We start from the raw sequence: 23697 nt of genomic DNA on the forward strand, positions 1-23697 counted from the left end.
GCCCGCGCCGAGGACGGCCCGCGCGAGCGGGTCGCCGCCCTCGCCCGCGCCTACCTCGACTTCGCCGAACGCAACCCGGCGGTCTACGACGCCATGTTCCAGCTCGACGGCGGCCTGGCCTTCGCGAACGAGGACACCCCGGAACCTCTCAAGGACGCCTTCGCCGCCCTGCTGGAGAGCCTCGGCGAGGTCGCCGGGGACGGCGTCCACCCGGGGCTGTTCACCGAGACGTTCTGGGCGTGCCTGCACGGACTGGCCACCCTGACCCGGGCGGGACGGTTGCCGCCGGAGGACACCGAGCCGAGGGTGGAGCTGCTGGTGGACCGGCTCGCCATGGTCTGACACACCATCCCGGCGGGCACGCAGCCGGGCCCTCGGGCCCCGCCGCTGCCCGACGTAGCACACCGTGCATACCTGGAGCGGAACCCGAGCCGACTCTGATCCCCGCGCCGCTTGCCGACCAGCGCACGGTCGACGTCATCCCTGCAGTTCAAGCGCCCGGAAAGCATCCTCACCTGGATGCGCCACCCCACCACCGCCGACCTACTCGCCCGCAACGGCAGTCGCGAACTTCACCTGTCCCACCCCGCAGCGCCGAACACCTACGCGAAATGCTCGTCCACCACCACATCCTCCCCAGCCGCGGCGACCCCGCCTGGCCCGCTTCGAAACCTGGCTCGACCAACGACTCACCACTCTGCAACCAACGCCCGAGATTTACGCGCCCATAGAGCAATTCGCCCGCTGGCATCACCTACGCCGACTGCGCGTTCCCGATACCGGTCGCAACATGGACAACGCCACCCGCACCGCCAAACAATAGATCACCGAGGCCACCAAGTTTCTGACCTGGCTGCGCACCGAACACCACACCACCATCGCCCACCTGAGACAAGCACACCTCGACGCCTGCCTCAGCGAAGGCACCACCACCCGCCGCACCATCCGCAACTTCATTCAGTGGCGCCACCGCACCCGCATGGGCGAATGGGACACCGCCCTCGCCGTCGGCGTCCAAAAAGGACGCATGGTCCTGTTCCTGCGACTCGACCCCGACGGCACGCACGTCCTCACCGACACCAGGCCGCCCGAACTGGCCGACACCTACGGCCGCATCCGCACCGTCGCCGCGCAACCAGACGGATCACTACTCAACACCACCGACAACGGCCACGACGACAAGGTCCTCCGCGTGACCCCCACGACCGAACGATAGCGCCGAGTGCTGGAATAGTGCTTGCCCCAGCCATTCCCGCAGATCCCGGAAACACAGCGCGCTCATCCTGCTCGGCGGAATCGGACCTTTCACACCCCGGGTTGGAAATGCGATGCCCCCACAGCCGCGTCACGGAGCAAGCGCCGATCCGATGTGCGCCGGGCGCCTGGCAAACTACCGGTCGCTCGCGCCGCCCCGCCGGCAAGGCTCGCAGGACGTGCTCAGCACTACCTCGAGCTCTGCACGGGTGAAATCAGTTCGGATCCCACGGCGATCGTTCGAGACTGTTGAGCTCATCGAGAACCTGGTCGAGCGCGGTGGTCGGGATGCGGAAGTCTTTGCCCTCCGAAGCCCGGAGGCGGTCGCGTACGTAGGCGAGCATGGCGAGTTCACGCTCGAGGTCTGCTGCGGTCCGGTCGCTCACGATCCCATCCTGTCTGAGTGTGCGGTGATCGGAACTGTTCCGCTCAGCAGCGTCGAGAAGGAGTCTGGCAGTGCGACATTCACGGCCAAGACTTCCTTCAAGACCTGCCGTCACCATGGGTCAACGGCCCATTCTGCTGGTCCAGTCGGCGGCGGAACGAATCACCGTCGCCTGCCAGCTATGTATGGGCGCTACCGTCTGTGGCCATCGACGACATCTCAGCGGTCCCCACATCATTCTCCGCCCGTCGAAAGATCCTGTTGTGCACCGGCTAACACGATTGTCGGCGCACCCCGACGCATCCCCAAGGGCGCGCGGGCGATCACTGTCGATCACGCAGCAGTGCAACGGCTTCGTCCATCCGGTAACGCACCACCAACTGCTCGAGGACCTCATCGATGGTCGTCGGAGGGCGCACCATGCGCACCGACAGCATCTCCACCGCCCGGGCCGCGGCGGCCGGGGACACTGATACCGTGTCGGCCGCGAACTCTGCCGGCGAGATCACCTGGATGTCCGGGAACTCGGTCTCGTGGAACGTCTTTCCGGCTATCGGTGACGATCACCCCGGCCCCGCCAACCACCGCGGTCGCCACGACGTGCTCGTCATCGGGAACCGGCAGGGAGAACGTACCCTCAAGCGGCTCCCAACCGGTCACCAGCGCATCGTCGAAGTACTCGCGCATCGTCCCGACCAGCCGTGCACTGGCCGCCTGCGCGGCCGCCGGAAAGTGTCCGCGTCGTTCGAGCTTGGCGGCCTCGTGGAACTCGAGTTCGTCGAGAATCACCTCCGACCACAACGGCCGATACAAACCCTCGACCGCCATCGAGAGCAGGAAATCCCGCTGCAGGCTCGGCCAGAGAACACACGTGTCGAGAACTGCCGCGAACATCCGGGCAGTCTATCGACCAATTGGCCGAAGCTAGTGGTCGATGCGGCGGGCGCGTCGCCGCTCCGCGACCGCCTTCCGTGCGTTCTTCAACGGCTCCGCGACCACCGTAGGATCGTCCTCGTCGTCGATCCGCACAGCCGTCTGGGCGAGTGCCTCGTACTGGCGGGCCCGGCGCTGCTGCTGATACTCAAGCACATCCCGCAACAACAGCCGATGCCGAGCGCCGACCTTCTCCGCCGGCAACTCCACCGCATCGATCAACCGGCGCACCGTCGGCCGGCTCACCCCCAGCAAATCCGCGGCCTGCTGCGTCGTCAACATCATCGCCCGCGGTGCCACCGTCACCGCGCGACCGGCCTGCAGTGCGGCCACGACCTGCTTGAGCGCCGCATGCACCTCCGCCGGCAACTCCACCTGATCGTGCTCACCGGCACCGACCAACAGATACCGCGGCTCGTCCCGGTCGCCGCGGCGCCGCTCATGGGTGTCGAGGAAGCCGACCACCGCCGCCAACCCCGCACCCACCGCTGCTTGCGGCAGATACGTGTGCTGATCCAACGCCTGTGCACCCGTGATCGACCCTTTCGTTCGAAATAGTCGAATTACCTACCTTTCGAATCTTTCGAATAAGTCGAAGTGGATGCGAACCTCTGCAGCCGGGTTACACGGGAGCACCAATCCCTACGAGCGTCCCAGGTCGGCGGAGTGCTCACGACCATGCTTTGCGCCCTTCATCTGTGAGCACCACGCTCGACGGCCTGAGCGGCCTCTCCGCCTGACTAGCCGAAAATGGGTCGTGCGGTATCCGCGGGACCGCCACCCAGGGGTGCTTTCCCGCCCCCTACCGGGGCACCGATCACCCCCTCGGGGTGTTACCGAACGCCGGCTCCCGGCGAAAACTAGTGGTCGTCCGAGAACACGAAACCCCCGAAACTTCAGGAGCCACAGAATGTCCTCGATCACAACACGCACCGCAGCCGCAGCAGCCGTCGGCGTCGCCCTCGGCTTCGGTGCCGTGCTGGCCCAGGGTGCCACCGCCGCAGCAGCACCCGCGGACGGGACCGCCCCGCAGGTCCCGTACACCGTCCAGGTGCGGGACCGCATCGGGTGCGCCAACGCGTGGCCCATGGTCGCCTGCGATGCCCCGGACGAGGACGTGCCCGAGCAGGTCGAACTGTACGAGCCGGGCACCACGCTCACCGAGCCGGGCACCACCCTCACCGAGCAGGGAGGCGTCGACCTCTTCGGGTCCTCCAGTGCCCCGTACCACGCCGCGAACTATCCCCTCGAACCCGACGACGGCGTGATCTCCCACCCGCTCGACCCCGACATGCCCTGGATGTGAGCACCGCCGGCTCCGGCTCCGAGTCCCCTCGACGCCCGGAGCACATCGGTGACGCGGCGCCGAGAGTGTCCGCTTCGACGCCGGGCGCCCTCGACGCCATTTCCCGCACAGCGACGACCCGCACGGACATCGCACAGCGGTGCACCTGCGGGTCGCTGGTAGTGGTCAGCGCGTTTCGAGTTCCGCTTCGCGGGCGAGGACGGGTGCGCCGGAGGTGTGCCGATGCGCGAGGTGCAGCGCGAGGCCGGTGAACACCAGTCCGCCGACCATATCGCCGAGCACGGTGGGGATTTCGTTCCAGATCAGGTAATCGAGGAGTGTGAAGTCGCCGCCGAGCAGCAGACCTGAGGGGAACAGGAACATGTTGACCCCGGCCCGGACGATCCGCTTGGGCCAGAACCGGCGGGTGCCGAACATCTCGTCCGCCAGATCCCGAACAGCATCGCTGACCGCCGACTCGATTGCCCAGGAGGCGATCAAACCCCGCGCGATCACCTCATCGAGCAACACCACCGCACGATCCCGCGCATCGAGTAACGAAGCGACACGGCCTTGTTCGGACACAGAGGATGCACGGACAACACCCAATCCTAGTCAGCACGGGTCTTTCCACCCGCCGCCGCGCGACATGAGGCGGCCTCCGCAACCGCAACATACGGATCTGCGCACTGTCCCCAGGCTGCCCTCGGCGTCCTCGGCGTCCTCGAACCCGCGAAGGTCGTCGAAGGCGGCCCGCTGCGCATCGCGTATTCGCTCTCGGTAAGCGATGACGTCACTGCTCTCGAGCCGGGTATGCGTGCCGACCTTGTGCGTGGGGATCACACCCGGCGCGGATGAACTTCATCAACGCGGGGCGGGAGAGATGTCGAGCATGTCGGCCGCGGCAGTCGTGGTCACCTCATGTGGCACCAATCCTATGGTGACGGAGCCACCGGCCGCACCACGGACACGACCTGCTCGAGGATCCGCGCCAGCTCCGGCGGTACCGCCGACTCGCGGCCTGCGGCGTCGATCGAACCAGCCTGCGAGACCTGGGGGGTGAGCGTGAGGGTGGTCCTTGCGACACCATGATCGGTCAATGCAGAGCCCATCACGAGCACCTCCTCTACACAGCTAGAACAGCTGTCTTTCACTCATAAAAGCAACCGAGGGTCTGACCGTTCCTGCCGGCGCCACCTCGGACCTGCGAACCGACCTACCGGTGCCGGCCCCTGCCCCGCCGGCCAATCGCGAGTCGCAATGTGTACCGGCCGACGGAGTCGAGGCCGCCCGAGAATGGGAACGAGCGGCGCTAACCACAATACGGCGGCAGGCCATCACCGCCCCAGGCCCGCACCGACGGTACCCGATGCCGCGGGGCACAAAGACCATGACAACCGGAATCTCTCATGCGCGCCCCGCGGCCCCCTTACGCGCCCGACTTCTTGTTACGCAACACCACCAACGGCAGTACCAGAGTGGCAACCGCGGTCACCAGCCACACCACCAGAGTCGCCAGAATCCACGTGCGCCACCCGTCGATACTCAGACCACCGACAAGCGATGCGATCGCCAACGCCACCAATGTCGACACGAGCCCGACACCTCCGAGAAACGCCGAAGCGTTCCTCGCCACCACCTTGCCAATGAACGGAGACAGCACACTTTGTGCCACCGCAAACACCACCACCGCGGTGACAAATCCCGACGCGGCAATTGAGACCCCGGGCAGGAGCCACTGCGCCACCAGCAGGCCGAGCGCTGCCGACCCCAAGAAGACCACGACCCGAAGCAGGAAACGAATCATTCGAGAAGTCCCCTCGCCCATGACAATCGGCACGAATCAGAGATCGCGACAACGTTCACACGGATCGACCACATGCCCATCTCGCCCTCCCCTGGAAGGCCCCGTACAAACCCTCGACATCACCGCAACCTCCAGTTGCGACGTTACGCCAACCGCACCACAATCGCCCTACTGGTACCGCCTGGTGACCGCCGCCTGACGTCACAAATGGTGCGCGCGAATAACCCCGCCTCGCCGGCACCGATCCGCACTCCACACCGCGAGCTGACGCCGCACTGATGAACACTGGCACGCCCACCACAGTGACCCCCTCCGGCGACTTTCCGACCACCAAGAAGAACACGTTCAGTCTCGCTCGGGCGACTCCGGTACCCCGTTCCTCGCCTTCATAGTCGCCCTGCACGTCGCGACCGCCGTCGCACTGCTGATCTTCTACGCCCGGGGATGGTGGCCACGATGATCTGCCAGGCCATCCACTCGGTGGAGGTCTCGATGCTGCGGGTGCGCACGGTGGTGACGAACGTGCCGATGATCGCCACCCAGTCGTTCGGGTGAGAGTCCCTCGAGTCCGGTCCAGGCCGCGTCGGCGGTGAACGGTCCGAATGTGCAACACGTCCCGTCGTGGCGGTCCACCTCGACCACCCAGTACTCGGTCACTTGTAGAGCTGCTGTGGCGTCGACGGCGGTGTTAGTCATCGGTGCTCCTTGAGTAGAGTGAAGCCTCGCGATTGTGTCAAGATCCAGTGTCTGCCGACGCGAGCGTGCAGGGCGAGGGACGTCGCCTTACAGCGATCGACCCCCTTTTCGCCGGGGCGTAGTCCAGCTGCTCCGAGGGTCGATCAGGTGTGTCCCAAGGGTTCATCCAAACGATCACCTCGCCTCCGCAATCGCGACAACTTCACCACCAATTCTATCGCCGGTCGCCCCGTCGAGTAGCAGAGCGAAAGCCGACCCCTGCGTAGGTTGAACGGAAGTGGGTTGTGGGCGAGGGAGTCGACCGCCGCGGTCATACCGTTATCGAAGTGCGCGAATCCCCGCGGGCCGCACGACAGCTCAATAGATATGATGGGAAGGGACTCGCAATCGGGCCGCCTTGGAGCACCACGCTGAGCGGGCATCCGGGGCAACCGAGGCGGTCACGCACAACAGCAGCGCGACACGGCACGATGCTGGCTCACGATCCACGCGCGAACAGCATCAGTCGCAGGGTGCCGTATCCGACGGCTTCAATTTCATGCCGAAGGAGCACCGACAATGAACACAACCACGAAGGCACGCACGAAGAGCCTTCTGGTCAGGCTGGTGGTGGCCGGATCGATCGTCACGTTACCGGCAGGCCTCGCCGCCGCACCAACGGTGGCCTCCATCGCCGTACCCGCGGTGGCGTCCGCCGCGGCACCGACCGCCCCACCGGGGCAGGACCCGTGCGATCCCAACAACAACTGGCTATTACCCCCGGACCAAATTCAGCAGCAGATGAACATGTGCGGCAACAACGGCGGCCAGATGCAACGGGATCGGAACCGCGAGCAAAATAACCCGCCGGCGCCCTTCAGGATGTCTCCGCCACCTGGCTTCGGCTCCTCCTGACGCGGACACCCTCCGCATGGGAATATCGACGGAGGTACTCGCGAATTCGCCGGCACGGATCAGTTCTCGTGTCAGAAGTGTGCGATACCAGCGCGAGCCGGCGACCGCATGACCGGGCTTACGCATGCGCCGCAAATAGAGCCTGAAGTCGTCGTCGAGGTAGAACCCGGCGCCGACCCAACTACCCGTCATCCTGATAAGGCGCCCCTACGGGTCACCGAGAAGAACGAGATCGTCGGTTGGCATGCTGGCCAGCCTTCAGCGTCACCGGTAAATCGTGATCGAGGCGTTCGCCCGGAACAAATACTGGCCGCGGGGCGTCGCCGTCCAAGGACAGCGCGTTCGGGCAGGAGAGCCAATAGAGCCGCATACTGCGATCGATGCAGGCCTCGGTGCGTGGGACTGCAGAGCATTGTCACGGAATGCGATGCCAGGTAACCCCGAAAACACTGCGTACTGTTCTGGTGTGAGGATATCGCCCACAGTGTGACGATTAGGTAGTGGAGCAATGGCAGTGACCCCCCAGCGGACAGAGCGTCGAACCGCCGTCGAACCTGCAGCTGACAGGTTCGACAACGCGTACCAAGTCGTGCACCCGAATGCCGTCTTGACCTCCGGCAACCGACCGGCGGACTAGAAGACGGATACGAACCATGGATGCGGCGGACCACTTCACCCGGCTCGAACACTCCATTCTATTTCCCGGCCGGATAGGCACTCCCTTCCTTCCTGATGACGTACTGACGCGACCTCGGCTGTTCGACCGGCTGACGAACGCAGTCAAGTACCCTGTGACCACTGTCACCTCCCCCGCAGGTTGGGGAAAGACGCAACTTCTCGCGTCGTGGGTGCGCTCGTCGTCCTGCGTGGTCGACGTGTGTTGGCTCACCGTGGATCGGCGCGATTCGGACCCGAACCGGTTCTGGCCAGCTATGTTGGCCGCGATCTCACCGATGTTGTCTCACTCAGTTGGAAATGAGTCCGACGACCCCGTTGTCCCACTGTTCGAAGGGCTCGCCACCCTTCGGTCTCCGATCCTGCTGATCCTCGACGACATCCATTGGCTTGATGACTCGGTCGTCGAAGCAGAACTGTCGTGGCTACTGATGCGGCTCCCGCCCCTAGTCCACGTAATACTTAGCGGCATCTACCTACCGCATCTGCCGATCAGTCGTCTCCGCGTCGAGGGCAAACTGCACACGCTGACAGCAAAAGACCTGTCGTTCAATACTGCCGAGGTTTCGGCAATGCTCGCCGAGTCAGGTGTCAACGTCTCGGCCGCCGCAGCCGAGAAACTACAGGTTCGCACCGAAGGATGGTCAGCGGGCCTCCGCCTGGCGGCGCTCGCACTTGCCGAAGCAGAATCCTCCGAGCAATTCCTACAGAACTTCACGGGCGATGACGCTGACGTTGCTGACTACCTGGTTTCCGAAGTTCTGGCTCGAATACCGGGCGACCTCCAGGACTTTCTCCTGCGAACCTCGGTCTGCGAGGTCGTGACTGCCGACCTAGCGGCGGCGCTGACTGGCCGGGCAGACAGTTACGAAGTGCTACGTTGGATGGCCAAACGCAACCTATTTGTCATCGCCGACACACCGCGCAAGGACTGGTTTCGCTATCACGGAATGTTCGCTGAACTACTTCGAAGCAGGCTGAAACTGCAGGTAGACCCATCAGCAGCCACACTTCATCACACCGCATCTAGGTGGTTCGCCGATCAAAACATGCCTGTCGCAGCCTTCCAGCACGCGTGCAATGCCGAGCGATGGCAGGACGCAGAAACGCTACTAGTCGGCAATTGGTTGCAGTTGTATCTCGACGGCCAGCTGGTGACAGTCCAAGGTCTCCTGAAGCAGCTCCCTGACACAGTGGTGTCTACCAACGGCGAACTCCGACTCGTACAGATAGCTGTCGCCCTCGCTCTTGGGGAGGGAGGGGTTGTGGACACCTCTGACGCAGCATTGGCCGGCGCGCCGCTCGAAACAGTCGGCGGACGGCGTACTCCGACGCAGCCCGAATCCGCGGCGCTGGACTCGGCCGATAGCCATCCCCTTTCCACCGATCTTCCGATCGACCCCGACGCAACAACGGCTAGCTTGGTAGTCGACCTCGAACGCGGCCGCCTTTCAGGCGACCTAAACGTAGTTGCGACCGCGGCGAACGGCATGGCAACACTCTCTCAACGGTACGAGAGCCACGGTACGACAGCCGCAAATGATCTCCGGGCACTGGCACTCCAGCAGCTCGGTACTACCGAATACTGGGTCGGCCGACGGGCTGACGGCGAGGGTCATCTGAGGGAGGCCCTATCCGCGTCGAGAGCGACCGACCGTGCATACCTCGAACTCGGTTGCCTAAGCCAACTCGTTGGTGTCCTCACAGCCCAAAATCGATTGACTGAAGCTCTGACCGTTGCCGACCAGGCCACTGAACTCGCCCGTCAGCGTGGATGGGAACTGACCGGCGCCGCGGCCGAACTATGGCACGCCCGTGGCTGGGCCGCGTACATGCGGGGAAACCTAGATGCCGCCGAACAACACCTCGCGGCCGCCGCAACGGCGGTCCGCCGTCAGGACGCTGCAGTAAGTGCAACCGTAATGCTCGTTCGTGGCCTCGTGATCAGCCTGCGGGGACGCAAACGGGAAGCGTTAACGGATCTCGAAGCGGCTGCACGGATCGTCGACCGGATGGCCGCCCGCTACGTCTTCGATGACTACCTCACCGCCGAGCGATCACGCGTCCGACTAGCGATAGGAGACGCGGCGGGAGCAGCTGCTGTCCTCGAATCCCTTCCACCACAATCGACTGGTCCGATAATGCTCACCGTTGCACACGCAGAACTCCTGGTCGGTGATGGCCAACCCGAGCGTGCTATCGGCCTGCTCGACGAAGCTATCGCCACAGGAAGTGGGCTAGTCGATGAGATGCTGCAGGCGATGATTCTGCTGGCTTTGTTAAACGTACAAAAGACACCGCAGTCGCCGCAGGCGGTTGATCAGATCGCGAAGGCAATCGAACTTGCAGCACCTGAGCAATACGTCCAGCCCTTTCTGCAATTCGGTAGCCCAGTCAACGCCTTGCTTCGTAGGGTGCGGCGCGCCGGCACCCGTCACCCCGAGTTCGTCGAGCTAGTGCAGGCTAAATTGGTTGAGACAGCTCCGACATTGCATGTCGGCTCGCTTGGTGCCACTCGTGGGGCTCTGGTTGAGCCGCTAACTAAACGGGAGATGCAGGTGCTGCGAGCGATCGAGGAGCCCGCTTCTCTGCCCGAGCTGAGCGCCCGACTGTTTGTCTCAGTCAACACTCTCAAGGCTCACTTGCGCAGTATCTATCGGAAGATGAATGTCAACGGCCGACGCGCAGCAGTTGTGAAAGCCCGGGCGCTGGGTCTGTTGTAACTGGTCACGCGTCATCCAGGTGCTGGCCAAAGCCGTCAGGGCGAGCATCCGCGCATTTGGAACCCTCGATCGAGGATGGTCCGACATAGCCGCGACGCTGGCGCGACGTCTCAGGGTTGAAGCACGCCGCAGAGATAGCGCCGCTGGCCCGCCGAAGTCTCCGCGTGTCGCCCGACATTCGAGGAAAGGGTCCGTACCGCACTCGGATCGCCATATCGAGCACCTCTGCGACCCACCAATCGCAAAGTTTTAGAAGCGCTCCGCGGGCCCGCCCCACACCCTGACGCACCTTGATCGAGTGCTTTAACCCTCATCGGGATGGCTTGCGATCTGCTCCTCACCCCATTGGGGTGAGGGGTTGGAGTACCGAGTCGGGACTAAGTCGCCCCGTTGGGGTGGCGATCGGATCGAGTGCTCTACACCACACTGGCCTTCATGACAGAGGCCTTCCACCAGCTGCTAAGCGGTCGATTCGAAGATATACCAGCAAAATGCGGGCTCGGACGCGAAAGGACGCAGGCATGAGTGGGGTGTTGAGCGGTCGCGTCCGTGGTTCCGCCGGACTGGTGGTGGTGGGCGCGGGCGTGGCCGGGTTGCGGACGGTGCAGGGTGTGCGGCGTGAAGGATACGACGGTCCAATCACGCTGATCGGCGCGGAGGCGCATCTGCCCTATGATCGACCGCCGCTGTCGAAGCAGGTTCTCACCGGCGAACTCGGATCCGCGCCCGTGGCCTACCACGACCGGGAATACTTCCAGGATCTGGGTGTGACGGTCTTGACCGGGACGCGGGTGGACTCGGTCGATGTCCAGGCGCGGACGCTGGCCGTGCAGTTCGAGGGATCGGATGTCAGGGAGCACATTCCCTTCGCGGCACTTGTAGTAGCTACCGGTGCCCGGCCACGCAGGTTGCCGTGCACGGTTCCACCGCAAGGCGTCCACGTCGTGCGTACCTGCGACGACGCAGCGGCGTTGTACGAAGAACTGCTCGCGACCCCGACGGTGATTGTGATCGGAGGCGGGTTCATCGGTGCCGAGGTCGCATCGAGTGCTCGCACGCTGGGTCTGGACGTGACTGTTCTGGAGGCAGGTCGGTTTCCGATGCGGCGGGCGCTCGGGCCGGTCATTGCTGAGTTGCTGAGCGGCTTACACGAACTGAATGGTGTGACATTACGTTGCGGTAGCAGCGTCAGCGGATTTCTCGGCGTTGATCGGGTCGAGGGCGTGCTGCTCGACGACGGGACCGCGATTGAAGCTGGCCTCGTCGTAGTCGGTATCGGAGTGGTGCCGGACGTCGATTGGCTTACCGGCAGTGGCCTTTCACTCGGTGACGGCTTGATCTGTGACGAGTTCCTTCGCGCCGGCTCGGAGACGGTGCTGGGTGTGGGAGATGCAGCGTCGTGCCCAAATATGGCGATAGGTGGTCGGCGGGTGCGTTCTCAGCAGTGGACTACCGCCGGGGATCAGGGGACGCACGCGGCACGGGTGCTGACCCACGGGACCGAGATTGCCGGTCCGTTCAGTCACGACATGTACTTCTGGTCGGACCAGTACGGGGTAAAGATCCAGGGGTCGGGCGACCTCTCCGGCGACGTCGAGGTTGTTGAGGCGCGCCCGGATCTGTCGCGTCTGGTCACTGCGTACCGGAACGGCGACCTGGTGCGTGGTGCGGTGACGGTGAATGCACCGAAGCAGTTTCGCCGTCTTCGAAAGATGATCGGCACTGAGGATCCGTGGAGAGGGGTAGTCGAGTTTACCTCTGCTCCAGCAGGTTACAGCGGAGGTGAGGTTCGGTGAGTCAGTTTCCTGAGATCGAGGTCGGTCTCGATCAGACCGATTGCTGTGGTTCGGGGATGTGCGCCAACTTGGCGCCGCACGCGTTCGAGATCGATCCGTCCGGGGTTGCGAAGGTGCTGCCGACGGCGCCGGGTTCGGATCGGAGCCAGCTATTGCGTGCGGCGAAGAGCTGCCCGACGGCTTGCATCACATTGGTGGAGAGAGGAGAAGAGATCGACCTCTTTTAATAGAGAGCCTCTTAGAAGGTTCTGCACGACGCCCGGCGCAAACACCCACGGACTCAGAAGCAACCAAGAAGGAACGGCCATGACAACCCAAACAGGCAACGAACCCGTCTACGACCTGAACACCAGCGCGGCAACATGGCGCCACTTTTGGCACCCAGTCGCTACCCTCGAAGAACTACGTGCGGCAAAGCCTGGTGGTCGCGGTCCCCTCCAGTCGAAGCTGCTGGGCGAGTTGATCGGGATCGCCGAGATCGGCGGCAAGCTGATCGCATTCGAGGACAGATGCTCGCACCGCGGGGTTGCCCTCACCCTCGGGTGGGCGGAAGAAGACGGTCTTCGATGCAAGTACCACGGTTGGTGCTACGGAAACGACGGCCATTGCAAGGAGGTCCCTTCGCTCACAGCCGATCAGCCCATCCCTGCCCGGGCTCGTCTCAATCAATATGACTGCGAGGAACGGTACGGACTAATCTGGGTACGCATGGATTCGTCGGTCGAGACCAAGATCCCGTCCTTCCATGGGTGGGATGAAGACACCCTGCACTGCATCATGGGTGAGTCCTACCAGTGGCCATGCTCCTCCGGCCGCCGCATGGAGAACTTTATGGACGTCACCCACTTCCCCTTCACGCACTGGGGCACGCTTGGCGCTCCCCCGAACACTGTCTTCCCTGTCTATCCGGTCGATCAGCGCAACGGAACGTTGAACTGGAAAACAGACACCTTCCTGGCACACAATCCCGGTCAGGACACCTACGGTCCCCCTGTCGATGAGGACGCAGTCATGCTGCCGCCGGCCGAGTACCTGATCGAGGTGCCGTTCAGTATCACCCTGAGATTCACCTGGTCCGATACCTTCTCCACACAGATCTTCATGCACGCCACACCCGTAGATGAGAACACCAGCCGCAGTTACTGGTTCACCTGTCACACTCATGACGAGTCTTCCGACCAGATCCACCTACAGTTGCAGGATATGGTGCTCGGAGAGGACTACCCCGTAGTTGCCTCGCACACGCCCGCCCGAATCGGCGATCCGCGGGACGAGGTGTCAGTGTTCCCCGACAAGCCGACCATCTTCTGGCGTCGGTGGATTCGCGAACTGGACGCGGGAGCAAAGCGCGGACCCGAGGCGCTGCGGGAAGCACTCGACCAGGTCGCGATCGAAACGGCCAGCTCACAGCCAGTGGGCTGAAGCGCAAGATCGCTTAACCACAGTTCCTGGCCACGGCGCCGACGGCTAGAGCAAGCATATCGCCTCCTGGTTCGCCATAGATGATGGAGTCCTGGCGTGGACAGCCAACGAACTTCGGTCGCGATGCCGGCGGTGGGGTGCGGTTTCGCGGTGTTGCCGAATTCCAGCTATTCGAAGTGGAAATGGCCGTACCATCCCATTCCTCATGCTCTTCTCGGTGCCTGCGCACCTCGGCGGACCGCCCCCACACGCACAGCGAGACCAGCGATGCGGGCAACAGGACCGCAGCCCGCCCCTGAGCCCTTTAATCCCGAAGCACCACCTGTGCGGCAAGAGCACGGCGACCAAGGCAACCTGATCGCCTCGCGATCTGCTGATCCAAATCACGTTCGACACAAGCAACGGCTTTGCCGCGCCTTCACCACACCAAGTACGTCATCGTCCCGGCATCCGTTGCAAGCATCAAGATATCTGAACCCAGACCCGGCTGCTGAATCATTCACCCCGTACGCACCGAAAAATCTGAACCAGTTCGTGTCCAATTGAGATGAAAGAGCGTGCCAAAATGGCAGTTTCCGTCAACAGGATACCTAATCAGGTCCGCGTCACCGAAAGAGATGTACGAAACGCTAAATGGATCTGCTTTCTCGCATGGACATTCGCAGTCTACGATTTCGTATTGTTTGGCAATCTACTTCCCAAACTTGCTGAAGAACATGGTTGGACGGAAGCGCGCTCGACCGGTATCAACACATGGGTCACGATCGGCACCGCGGTAGTCGCATTCGCCGTCGGACCCATGGTGGACAAACTGGGTCGCCGCAAGGGCATCATCGTGGCGGTGATTGGTGCAGCGTTAATGTCCGCTTTGACAGCTGCAGCCGGCTGGGTCGTGGGTGTGACAGCGGGTCTCGGCATCGTCCTGCTCATCGTTATCCGTTCAGTTGCTGGATTGGGGTACGCCGAGCAAGGGATCAACGCTACATACCTGAGCGAGATGTTCGCCACGGTATACACGGATCCGGCGCGCGTTCGACGGCGGGGGTTGAGTTACTCTGTCGTGCAGTCAGGCTTCTCTGTGGGGTCGGTTCTCGCTGCAGCCTCAATTTACGTGTTTTACCCCATTGGCGGCTGGGCACTGTGCTTTATCATCGGCGCATTTCCTGCCCTGTTCATGGTCTGGGCAGCAAGGTATTTGAAAGAAAGTCCCCAATTTTCCCTACGGAAGGAAGCTGAGAGCCTACGGCGCGTCGGCCTTGAGGATGATGCGAATGCACTTCTTGATTCCGCGGGACTTGCTCGGCGGACCGCCTCCACACCATTGATCGCTGCATTTAAGGGAGAATCACTTCGACCGACGCTTGTTCTTAGTGCAGCCTTCTTCTTGATTTGGTTTGGAGCTTTGGCGTTTATGATCCTCGGCACATCTGTCCTCAATTCGGCGGACGGAAAGAACATTGCGTTCGACAACGCTCTCGTCGTACTCATCGTGTCGAACCTCAGTGCCTGCATCGGATACCTCACGTTCGGCTGGGTCGGTGACCGACTCGGGCGCCGTTACAGCATTTCCATCGGATGGATACTCGCAGGTCTGTGTTTTGTTGGAATGATGTTGGTCCCGAACGACAACGCCATTCTCATTATCGTTCTTTACAGCCTGGGATTGCTCCTCCTGTCAGGACCGTTTGCGGCCCTACTTTTCTTCGGCGGTGAAAGCTTCCCCGCCCATACGCGGGCGACTGGGATCGCGATTGTTACCGCTGCTGGTCAGATAGGCGCCGTTGCAGCGGGCGCCGTGTTCACCTTCTGGCTTTCGAGTGGCCATTCTTGGGCTAGCACTGCCTTGCTCTGGGGCGCCCTGCCAATCATCGCGGCCGGGTTTGTCATTTTAGCTGCGCGGCACGTCCCGCCAGGCACCATCCGTATCGATTGATTGCGAATCAGGCATGATCGGTGATGACCGTGAGGTGCCACCGATTCGAGCGAGAGGTGCGTCGACGGCCCCGGGGCAACTGCGGCAGTGGTACCGGTGTCCGAGCCACGGCGAAGGCGGTTTCCCGTTTCCGGGAAACCGCCTTCGCCGATATCTGGTCCGGCTCGCCCGCCGCACGCCAGGGTGGCGGTCGGTCTTTGTGTCGATGCGCTGCCCGCAACACCTCCGGGTGCACGTTCAGCTGCTCGACCAGCCGTCGGATCACCGGTCTGGGCTCCGACTCCCGGTACAACCGCATCGCACGCTCCCGCAGCTCCGGCGGATACTTCCTCGTTTCCACAGTGACATCCCCATCCTTTACCCAGGATCAAGCCTGGCTCGGAAGTCTCCGGGAAAGCGAGGGATGCTCAGACCGGTACCCCCGCCCGTCAGTGCGTTCGGCGCAGTCTCTCAATCTGCAGTCCACGATGCCGTGACAGCCCGCGATGAGTGCGCCGCGAACGGGTGGGGTTCCCCCCAAATAGTGGACACCGAGATAGCGGGACCTGAGGTCTCGCTGGAAGGATGTTCACATGTCCCGTTCCCGTCGGTCGTACACGACCGAATACAAGGTCGAGGCAGCCCATCGAGTCATCGATTCGGGCCGCACGATCGCCTCGGTCGCCCGCGACCTCGGGCTGAACGAATCGCTACTCGGGTCCTGGGTCGCCGACGAACGCCGCCGCGTCGACGCGGCCACCGCCCAGGGGCAAGCGCCCTTGACTCCGGCCGAGCGAGACGAACTCACCCGACTGCGCAAGCAGGTCACCGAGCTGGAAAAGGACAACGCATTCTTGAAAAAAGCGTCGGCTTATGTGGGTGATCGGTGTCAAGCCTCGGTGTCGTCGAGTCGCTGAAGGAGTCCATCGAAGACCTTCTGTCGGCCGATCTGGCCCTTGTCGGCGGCATCGTCTCGCTGTTTGGCGAGCGTGGGGCGGAACTCGATGGTGGTGACGAAGAACGTGCAGGATTCGCAGATCGATTCGAAGTGGCAATCCAACTCGACGGGCCGGGCGCAGTAGCCGTTGCCGAGCATCCGGCGGTGGGCCTCGGCGCGGAGCTTGCGCATCTCGGTAGGCTCGTCTTCGGCGGGCAGGACTGCGGGCTGGTGTTTGTCGTAGAGGGCTTCGACTTTCTCGGTGACGGCGAAGTATTGGTCGGCGACGGTGCGGTCGGCGATCTTCTCTGGCGACGTCAGATATTGGAACTGTCTGAATGCCTGCCGTTTGCGGATGCTCGACGGCTGATCTCCGCGGCGTAGGTGGCCCAGTCGCCGCTGCTGGCTCGTTGCCAGGCGACGGCGACGCCTATGTGGATTCCGAGCATGCGGGCCAGCAATGCGGCGGGCAGGTCGGTGGCGAGCTGAAACAGTGCGGCCGAGCGGGATTGTCCGGAGCGGATGCCGAGTTGGCGGAGTCGTTCGGCCAGTCGTTCGGCGCTGATTGGACGTCCTGGCCGGCCACCAGGGAAAAGCCAGGCCGACGTTCCCTGGTCACCGATGACGGCGTGGCCTCGTCGGGTTCCGACGACCTGGCGGATGAGGCCAGCGAGGGGTTCTGGAACCACCACTGGCTCCGGGCCGAGGCGGAGCAGGGTCCGGTCGTCGTTGGTGTCGACGTGGTCGAGGGTGAGGCGGCTGATCACGGCCGGCCATTGGGCGTAGAGCAGGACGAGTAGTCCGGCGACGCGGTCTTCCGGCTCGACGGTGTCGTCGTGCAGGAGCCAGCGGGCCTGCTGCCACCGCGTTTCGGTGTCGATGACGCCGGACGGCCCCGACCAGCGGTTGGCCGGCAGGTCCAGACTGGTCAGCTTCTGTCGTCGCGCCCAGCGGATGAAATTTCCCGCGCCGTTGCGGTGGCTGGGTTTCGCGCTCACCATCCAGGCGTCCAGGTCGCCCTGCCCGACGGTGGCCAGGGTGAGGCCCTGGTCGGTGAGCCAGTCCAGGAAGGCAATGGCGGCGTTGATGATTCGTTGGGCGGACGCGGCCTGACCGTGGGTGGTGTCGGCGTCACGCAGCCGACCGCGGAGCCGACGCAGAACATGCCAGACGGCGTATCGGTGTAGCACCTGCTGCTGGTCCGGGTCGGATCTTTCGGCGACCGTGGTGGTGATCCACTGCTCGAGCCGAACCATGTTCTCGTCTCGGGGCGGCAGCGCGCCGGTGGAGACGAGGACGCTGCGCAGATGCTCGAGGGGCTTGCCGTCGGGCAGTTCGTCGAGGAGATCGTGGGTCAGCGGTCGCGCGTCCGTCGCGAGCTGCCGCAGGGCGGTGGACCCCTTGTTGTAGTTCAGCCAACGCAGCACGGTAGCCGGGCGTTCGTGGCCGGCGAGGATGTCGTGGAACTGCTGCAGTTCGGGACGGATGTCTCCGGTGTCGGAAATCAGCAACCCGCGCAGCCGACGTCGGAGGTTGCAGCGCTGGCAGGATCGTCCGGAGCGGACTCGGTTGGGGTCGCCGCAGGTGGGACACGTTCGCAGGATCGTGGGGTCAGGGCTGGCGCAGGTGGCGCAGAGGGGTTCGTCGAGGGTGCCGCCGCGGATCGGCCTGGTCTGTCCGCAGTCGCGGCAGGTGGCCCATCGAAGTTGGCAAGCTCTGCACCAAGGTTGGGAGGTGATCATGGAGATCTCGCAGGGTGCCGACCGTCCGCAGATCGAGCACGTTCTCGTCGGAAGCGGCCGACAGTTCTGGCAGAGCGGCCCCTCCGGGGTGCGGACGCTGACCGGGCGGCGGCGCCCGCAGCTGGCGCAGTCCTCGTGGTTGGCCGGATCGGTGGTCAGGCAGTGCGGACACAGGGGTCTGCCGCGCTCGTCGCGGGTGGCCGCCTCGCGAACGGTTCCGCAGCGTGCGCAGGGTTGGGCGCGGGACTTCGCAGTGCAGTTGCGGCAGAGCCACTTTCCGTCTATTGGCCGGTGCAGGTGGATGACCCTGTCGCAGCCCGGACAGGCCGGGTGGACGATGGTTGTGGCGCCGGCGTCGCAGAGGAGGTCGAGCAGGCGCAGCACGGCGGGCACGGGAGCCTCGGCCCCGGCGCCGGTCAGCAGGTCGGGCCGCTCCTGCAGTGCCCAGGCCAAAGCTCGTCGTTGGCTGCTTCGAGGAACGGCGGTCCGCACCGCCTGGGCCACCACCTGAGCGGACAGGGCCGCGTCGACGCCGGTGACGACGTCCACGATCACGTCGAGTGGATCGCCGTCGTCGGGTGGGCATCGAACGCAGCGGGGCATTCCTTCGCGGTCCCGGCAGGAGACCCGCCGGAGTTGGCCGCAGGATCCACACGGCTCTGGCGGCGGAGGACCGCAGACGCCGCAGTACCAGTCCTGGCCGCGGCGTTGAATGGTCCGCAGCTGCTTGCCGCACTCCGCGCAGACCGGCGGCGACACGGTTCGGGCGCCGGCGGCGCGCAGGGCGATGAGCAGGTCTGCGACGACTCGTGGCGCTGGGGAACGGCCGTCGACCAACAGGGCTGGGTTGTCGAGGAGGGCCTGGGCGAGTCGGCGGCGTTTGGCCCGGCGGCTGCCCGCGATGCGCTCGGCGATCTCGACGACCACACCGTGACCCAGGGTCGGGTCGCGGGCCAGGACCGACTCGACAATCACCCTGATGGGGTCGGCGAGCACCTCAGCCGCCGTCGCGGAAGCCATCGGTCAGCCGTCGGCCCGGCTGACGCGGGCGCGTTTGGGGCGCAGGTCACCGATGCCGGTTTCCTCGCCGCCGGCGGCACGTTTCCTGCGGGTAGTACCGGCCGCTGCGATCGGCTCGATCAGGTCGTCCATTGTGCAGTCGAGGATATCCAGCAGCGCCATCAGAACTTTCAGGCTCAGCCGCTCCGGGCGCTCAACGACCAGCCGATAGACCTGGCTGGACGACAACCGGATCCCGCGCTGCGCCAACGGTTCGATCAGGTCGGTGGTGGCGAACATATCGTGGGAGGCCATCATCTGGCGCAGATTCCACCGATAGTCCAGTTTGCGTGCCATTTACGTCTCCTTCGGGTGCGGGTCTCGATTCTCGTCGAAGGCCGCGGTGAGCGCCCTGCGCAGGGCGGTGTTCATGAAGTCGCCGGACACGTGCGTGTAGAGTGCCGTCGAGGTGTCACACCGGTGCCCGACCGCTTCCTGAATGAACCGGCGGTCAACTCCGTCCTCGGTGAGATGAGTGACCCACGAGTGCCGAAGACTGTGTGGAGTAAGGGCTTTCGTCAATCCCAGCGCATCCCGGTAGGCCACGAACCGGGCGTTGATCTCCGCCGGGTTCACTCGCCCGCCGCGTTCGGTCACCCACAACGCGGGATGATCCTCGCATCCGAACCGGGGCCGGATGTTCTCGACATAGTCGGACACCGCGTCGACCGCCCACCCCATCACCGAGGGCACGTTGCGCCGTCGCGGCGGCTGCCCGCGCACCGCCTTGCCGTAACGCACGTGCAGCATCCCGAACCGGCCGAATTCCGGTGCCGCGGGATTGCGGCCCCAGTCGACCAGATCCAGCTTCGCCGTCTCGTTGCGCCGTAGCCCCCAGCCGTAGACGACCTTGAACAAGGTGGCGTCCCGGTAGGCCGCCAAAGCACCCTTGCGTTTCGCCCGCACCGCGCGGTCGACCTGATCATCCGCGTAATCGAGGAAATGTTGCAGCTCGTCGCGGCTGAAAGGCCGAGCCTCCGGACTGCCCTCGTAGTCGTTCAGGTGCGCGATCGTGTTCCACTCGTGGCAGATCGGCACCGGATGCTCACCATGGCCGAACTCCGCCTCGCATACCGCAGTCCATCCGTACCGGGCGTCGCAAAGGTACTCGCTGAACAAGCGCAGATCCGTCTGGTAACCCCGGATGGTCGACGGCGCAAGATGCAGTTCACCGGTCAGTGACTGCGTCCACTCATCCACATGCGCCGGGCCCCACCGCCACGGGTACTCGTTGGTGAACGAGATGAACCGGTGCACTAACCGTTCCCGAGGCGCGATCGTCTCCTCCTGCAGGCCCCGCGCGGCCTGCTGCGACCGCCAGCCGCGCAGCATCGCCTCCACCATGGCGTCCTCCGGACGCAGTTGCACCACACCGGACACCAGCTCCAGGTGCGCTGCACCCGCTAGGTCACCACGCCGCACCGTCGCCTCCCAAGCCCGATCTGCCGCGACCCTTCAAGCCATGGATCTTGCATTAAACGGGCGCATTGAGCAAGCGGTGCAGCTCAGACGGCGTGTCATTTCCTACCGAGGAACTGTTACCGCAGAGCATTCAGCAGGCGACCTGCGGAAATGCTCCCGTCTGATGCAATTCCCGAGGGTTGGCGTAAACCATCGTCATCGTCATGGTTTTATGTCCGAGCAATGCGGCGATCGCCTCGAGGCTCATGCCCCGGTTGACGGCCTGGGTGGCGAGAGTATGGCGAAGTTGGTGGGGGTGCACGTGTCCGATTCCCGCTGCGGCAGCGGCGGATTGGACGGCCTTGTCGACGCGGGTGCCCGGGATCGGCCGGCCGCGGTCGGTGAACAGCAGCGGGCTGTCCTGCCAGTCCGGGCGGTGCGTGAGCCAGGCGTCGATCATCGTTTTCAGTTGTGGGTGCAGCGGGACGTAGCGGTCGTTGTGGAGCTTGCCGATCGGGATCCGCAGCCAGTAGGCCGAGCCGATCTGGACCACCGAGTCGACGGTCAGGCCCAGGAGTTCGCCCTTGCGCATGCCCGTGCGCGAGAGCATCTCGATGCAGAGACGATCGAACTCGTCGGGCAGGTTGCGGGCCGCGGTGAGGAACTTCGCGGCGGCGCCGTCGTCGAGGAACCTCGGCAGCGGCTTGTCCTTGATCGGCCGGTCCGACGAGTAGACCGGCGCCCGGGCCGGGATGTCGGGGTAGTCCCATTCGATGATGCGCTGGTAGAACGCGCTCAGATGGCCCATCCGCATCCCGATGGTGGTCTTGGACAGACTCGTGGTCTTGCGGTATCCCGGACGGGCCGCCAGCCATGCCTTGTAGGCCTCGACGTGCGTGCGGTCGATATCGGCGACGCAGGTGATGTCGGTGGTGGTGGCCAGATGTCCAGCGAACTGACGCAGCGTGGTCTCGATGCAGCCGACCGACGAGGCGCGCAGGCTGATCCCGATCTGGTCGAGGTAGCGGCGCATGGTGGCGGCCATGACGGGCGCCGCGTCCTCGACGCGGTCCCAGCCGATTTCTGGGACCGAGCGGGCGGCCCACTGTTTGCGTGGATGCGGGGCGGGGCCTTGGCCGCGGTGGAACATGACGGCGTCGAGACCGAAGAGTGGTGCGTTCAACGACTTTGGCGAGTGCCCCAGGTTGTTTACGACTGCGTCGACGAGCTGCTGGCGGCCGGTGAGATACCGCGCAGAGGAGATCGAGTCCGGACCTGCGCCGGTGATCACGCAGATCTGGGCGAGCCGGTGCCACATCCTGTCGGCCTCAGGTGCGCAGAAACCGAGGCTGGTTGCCTGGGCACGAAACATCGTGGCGGCGGCGGGCTCACGGGCTCCCAGATAGGTGCCCCAGCGCGAGGCCGATCGCACGACGTAGGGGGCATCGACCGCCGACTGTCCGAAGACGGCGGCGAAGGCGGCGAACGCTCGGACGATGGCGGGCGCCGCCATCCGTGTGGCCACCGGCCGGGCGTGCCAGGTGCGGAGATCCCCGAAGTGGTCTTCGAATCCCAGCACTGCCCGCAGCCTGGTGCGGCGGGAATCCACGCTGACGGCCGCATCGATGTATGTGGCCGCGGCAGCCCACTGATGGCTCCCGGACTCTGTTGTAGTGGACCTCATTTCACGTCCTCTTCGGTGTCGCCGATGCCGTCGAGGACCGCCATCGCCTTGGAGTACTCGCCGATGAGCCAGTCGTTGGCCAGGTGCAGGTAGATACGGGTGGACTCGATCGAGGCGTGGCCGGCTTGCGCTTGAATCGCCTCGAGCGCCATTCCCGACTCGCGCAGGCGGGTGAAGCAGGTGTGCCGCAGCTCGTGGCAGGTCGCGTGCGGCAGGCCGGCGCGGATGCGGGCGCCGGAGAGGATCTCGTCGAGGCCCGCGGCGGTGAGCGGGTTGCCACGCCGTGGACGTTTCAACACCACGAAGACGTGGTCGGTGGCGGCCCCGGGCGGGCGTTCGCCGTCGAGGTAGCCGCCCAGGGCGGTGAAGAACGCCGAGGTCACAGGCACGATGCGTTCGTGCCCGCCTTTGCCGGCGGAGACGAACACACGCCGCTCGCCGGGGCGGACATCGGCCATCCGCAGGCCGAGGACCTCGCAACGGCGCAGGCCGCCGAACAGCATCAGCAGGACCATGGCCCGGTCGCGCTCGGACCGCAGCGCCCCGAGCAGTGCGTTGGCCTCGGCCGGGCCGAGTATGCGTGGCAGGCGCCGGGGGGCTCTGATCAGCGTGTCACGCATCTGCGAGCGCACCGCGCGGGTGGTCAAACCTCGTGGGACGGGGCTGTTGTCGACGAGTCCGCGTTCGCCGAGGTAGGAGAACAGTCCGCTGACTGAAGCGAGGCGGCGTTTGATCGTCGACGCCGCGAGACCGGATTCGCCGTCGGCGAGGCGGACGACGTTCTCGTTGCGGGGCATGCGTTGGGCTTGGATGAACGCGAACACGTCGCTGGTGCTCACCTGGGTCGGGGTCTTGCCGACGATGGTGAAGAAGACTTTCAGGTCGAAGGTCTGCGCCAGCAGGGTGTTGTGGCGGGCTCGCGCCGCGACGAACCGCAGGTACTCGTCGACGAGCGGGTCGCCCAGGCGCGGGATCTCGCCAGGATCGTGCACGAGGTGGGGGGTGAAACCGTTCATGACGGGCCTCCTGAACCGAGCCGGGTTCCAACTCGATCAGCTTGACAGTCGATCTGTCAGATCACCCGCATATCAT

23 protein-coding genes and 3 pseudogenes are annotated in these 23697 nt (G+C 64.4%); 13 read left to right on the top strand and 13 right to left on the bottom strand.

Translation table 11 applies throughout. The annotated features are described in order from the left end of the window. Together RJ1_RS39520 and RJ1_RS39525 are read left to right on the top strand one after the other, a co-directional pair. A partial coding sequence (locus tag RJ1_RS39520) for a TetR-like C-terminal domain-containing protein (protein ID WP_143169590.1) occupies nucleotides 1-342 on the top strand: 342 nt, incomplete at its 5' end. A 637-nt stretch (nucleotides 343-979) separates the two neighbouring features. Beyond that, a complete protein-coding gene (locus RJ1_RS39525) occupies nucleotides 980-1216 on the top strand; it encodes a PQQ-dependent sugar dehydrogenase (RefSeq protein ID WP_143049012.1) in 237 nt (78 codons plus the stop codon). Nucleotides 1217-1469: 253 nt separating this feature from the next. On the opposite strand, the gene RJ1_RS47055 is transcribed toward RJ1_RS39525, so the two are convergent. From RJ1_RS47055 to RJ1_RS39535, 4 genes are all read right to left on the bottom strand, one after another. Next, nucleotides 1470-1640 (bottom strand): hypothetical protein, encoded by a 171-nt coding sequence (locus RJ1_RS47055; RefSeq protein ID WP_162850403.1) that lies wholly within the window; start codon nucleotides 1638-1640, stop codon nucleotides 1470-1472. Nucleotides 1641-1962: 322 nt separating this feature from the next. Beyond that, nucleotides 1963-2082, bottom strand: coding sequence for a hypothetical protein (locus RJ1_RS49510; protein WP_465270193.1), 120 nt, complete (start codon nucleotides 2080-2082; stop codon nucleotides 1963-1965). Next, nucleotides 2033-2533 carry a PIN domain-containing protein gene (locus RJ1_RS39530; protein WP_240320054.1) on the bottom strand — a complete coding sequence of 167 codons (501 nt, stop codon included), beginning with the start codon at nucleotides 2531-2533 and terminating at the stop codon, nucleotides 2033-2035. Before RJ1_RS39530 ends, RJ1_RS49510 begins: the two co-directional genes overlap by 50 nt. Nucleotides 2534-2563: 30 nt before the next feature. Beyond that, nucleotides 2564-3091, bottom strand: coding sequence for a helix-turn-helix domain-containing protein (locus RJ1_RS39535; RefSeq protein WP_162850402.1), 528 nt, complete (start codon nucleotides 3089-3091; stop codon nucleotides 2564-2566). 391 nt (nucleotides 3092-3482) lie between these two features. On the opposite strand from RJ1_RS39535, the gene RJ1_RS39540 reads away from it, so the two are divergent. Continuing rightward, nucleotides 3483-3878 carry a hypothetical protein gene (locus tag RJ1_RS39540; protein ID WP_073369073.1) on the top strand — a complete coding sequence of 132 codons (396 nt, stop codon included), beginning with the start codon at nucleotides 3483-3485 and terminating at the stop codon, nucleotides 3876-3878. A gap of 165 nt (nucleotides 3879-4043) precedes the next feature. On the opposite strand, the gene RJ1_RS49445 is transcribed toward RJ1_RS39540, so the two are convergent. From RJ1_RS49445 to RJ1_RS39555, 3 genes are all read right to left on the bottom strand, one after another. After that, nucleotides 4044-4388, bottom strand: coding sequence for a formate/nitrite transporter family protein (locus RJ1_RS49445; protein ID WP_439958222.1), 345 nt, complete (start codon nucleotides 4386-4388; stop codon nucleotides 4044-4046). A gap of 404 nt (nucleotides 4389-4792) precedes the next feature. Next, entirely contained in the window at nucleotides 4793-4969 is a 177-nt protein-coding gene (locus RJ1_RS48335; protein ID WP_240320053.1) for a hypothetical protein, read from the bottom strand. Nucleotides 4970-5286: 317 nt separating this feature from the next. After that, nucleotides 5287-5664, bottom strand: a complete 378-nt coding sequence (locus RJ1_RS39555; RefSeq protein WP_073369077.1) for a phage holin family protein — start codon at nucleotides 5662-5664, stop codon at nucleotides 5287-5289. A 358-nt stretch (nucleotides 5665-6022) separates the two neighbouring features. On the opposite strand from RJ1_RS39555, the pseudogene RJ1_RS49450 reads away from it, so the two are divergent. Further along, nucleotides 6023-6112 (top strand): annotated as a pseudogene (locus RJ1_RS49450) (undecaprenyl-diphosphate phosphatase); the annotation flags it as partial. Here RJ1_RS49450 and RJ1_RS48340 read toward each other — a convergent pair. Beyond that, nucleotides 6105-6209, bottom strand: a pseudogene (locus tag RJ1_RS48340) (undecaprenyl-diphosphate phosphatase); the annotation flags it as partial. The pseudogenes RJ1_RS49450 and RJ1_RS48340 sit on opposite strands and share 8 nt — an antisense overlap. A 709-nt stretch (nucleotides 6210-6918) precedes the next feature. Between RJ1_RS48340 and RJ1_RS47060 the strand changes: the two are divergent. From RJ1_RS47060 to RJ1_RS47220, 9 genes and pseudogenes are all read left to right on the top strand, one after another. Beyond that, nucleotides 6919-7254, top strand: a complete 336-nt coding sequence (locus tag RJ1_RS47060; protein WP_074873309.1) for a hypothetical protein — start codon at nucleotides 6919-6921, stop codon at nucleotides 7252-7254. A 653-nt stretch (nucleotides 7255-7907) separates the two neighbouring features. Then, on the top strand, nucleotides 7908-10652 hold the full coding sequence (locus RJ1_RS39570) for a winged helix-turn-helix domain-containing protein (RefSeq protein ID WP_073369081.1): 2745 nt from the start codon (nucleotides 7908-7910) through the stop codon (nucleotides 10650-10652). 533 nt (nucleotides 10653-11185) lie between these two features. Beyond that, complete coding sequence (locus tag RJ1_RS39575; protein ID WP_162850401.1) at nucleotides 11186-12448, top strand: NAD(P)/FAD-dependent oxidoreductase; 1263 nt, start codon at nucleotides 11186-11188, stop codon at nucleotides 12446-12448. Beyond that, entirely contained in the window at nucleotides 12445-12675 is a 231-nt protein-coding gene (locus tag RJ1_RS49110; RefSeq protein ID WP_083400776.1) for a ferredoxin, read from the top strand. The genes RJ1_RS39575 and RJ1_RS49110 overlap by 4 nt, the downstream gene beginning before the upstream one ends. 79 nt (nucleotides 12676-12754) lie before the next feature. Further along, a pseudogene (locus tag RJ1_RS49115) lies at nucleotides 12755-13069 on the top strand (Rieske 2Fe-2S domain-containing protein); the annotation flags it as partial. Between the two features lie 87 nt (nucleotides 13070-13156). Beyond that, complete coding sequence (locus tag RJ1_RS48345; protein WP_255284946.1) at nucleotides 13157-13870, top strand: hypothetical protein; 714 nt, start codon at nucleotides 13157-13159, stop codon at nucleotides 13868-13870. 565 nt (nucleotides 13871-14435) lie between these two features. Next, nucleotides 14436-15803, top strand: a complete 1368-nt coding sequence (locus tag RJ1_RS39590) for an MFS transporter (protein WP_083400838.1) — start codon at nucleotides 14436-14438, stop codon at nucleotides 15801-15803. Between the two features lie 572 nt (nucleotides 15804-16375). Further along, nucleotides 16376-16699: a transposase gene (locus RJ1_RS39600; RefSeq protein ID WP_073369089.1), complete on the top strand. Its 324-nt coding sequence runs from the start codon at nucleotides 16376-16378 to the stop codon at nucleotides 16697-16699. After that, complete coding sequence (locus RJ1_RS47220) at nucleotides 16669-17103, top strand: hypothetical protein (protein ID WP_174695074.1); 435 nt, start codon at nucleotides 16669-16671, stop codon at nucleotides 17101-17103. The genes RJ1_RS39600 and RJ1_RS47220 overlap by 31 nt, the downstream gene beginning before the upstream one ends. Here the strand turns inward: RJ1_RS47220 and RJ1_RS39610 are convergent. From RJ1_RS39610 to RJ1_RS39630, 5 genes are all read right to left on the bottom strand, one after another. Continuing rightward, entirely contained in the window at nucleotides 17037-19481 is a 2445-nt protein-coding gene (locus RJ1_RS39610) for a hypothetical protein (RefSeq protein ID WP_073369092.1), read from the bottom strand. The genes RJ1_RS47220 and RJ1_RS39610 overlap by 67 nt on opposite strands. A 3-nt stretch (nucleotides 19482-19484) precedes the next feature. Further along, a complete protein-coding gene (locus tag RJ1_RS39615; protein ID WP_073369094.1) occupies nucleotides 19485-19817 on the bottom strand; it encodes a helix-turn-helix domain-containing protein in 333 nt (110 codons plus the stop codon). After that, nucleotides 19818-20864: a tyrosine-type recombinase/integrase gene (locus tag RJ1_RS39620; RefSeq protein WP_205415433.1), complete on the bottom strand. Its 1047-nt coding sequence runs from the start codon at nucleotides 20862-20864 to the stop codon at nucleotides 19818-19820. Nucleotides 20865-21072: 208 nt separating this feature from the next. Next, entirely contained in the window at nucleotides 21073-22605 is a 1533-nt protein-coding gene (locus RJ1_RS39625; RefSeq protein WP_240320052.1) for a tyrosine-type recombinase/integrase, read from the bottom strand. Then, nucleotides 22602-23621 carry a tyrosine-type recombinase/integrase gene (locus tag RJ1_RS39630; protein ID WP_073369098.1) on the bottom strand — a complete coding sequence of 340 codons (1020 nt, stop codon included), beginning with the start codon at nucleotides 23619-23621 and terminating at the stop codon, nucleotides 22602-22604. The genes RJ1_RS39625 and RJ1_RS39630 overlap by 4 nt, the downstream gene beginning before the upstream one ends. Between the last annotated feature and the right edge of the window lie 76 nt (nucleotides 23622-23697).

Source organism: Rhodococcus jostii NBRC 16295, assembly GCF_001894825.1.
GTDB classification, from domain to species: Bacteria; Actinomycetota; Actinomycetes; order Mycobacteriales; family Mycobacteriaceae; genus Rhodococcus_F; species Rhodococcus_F jostii.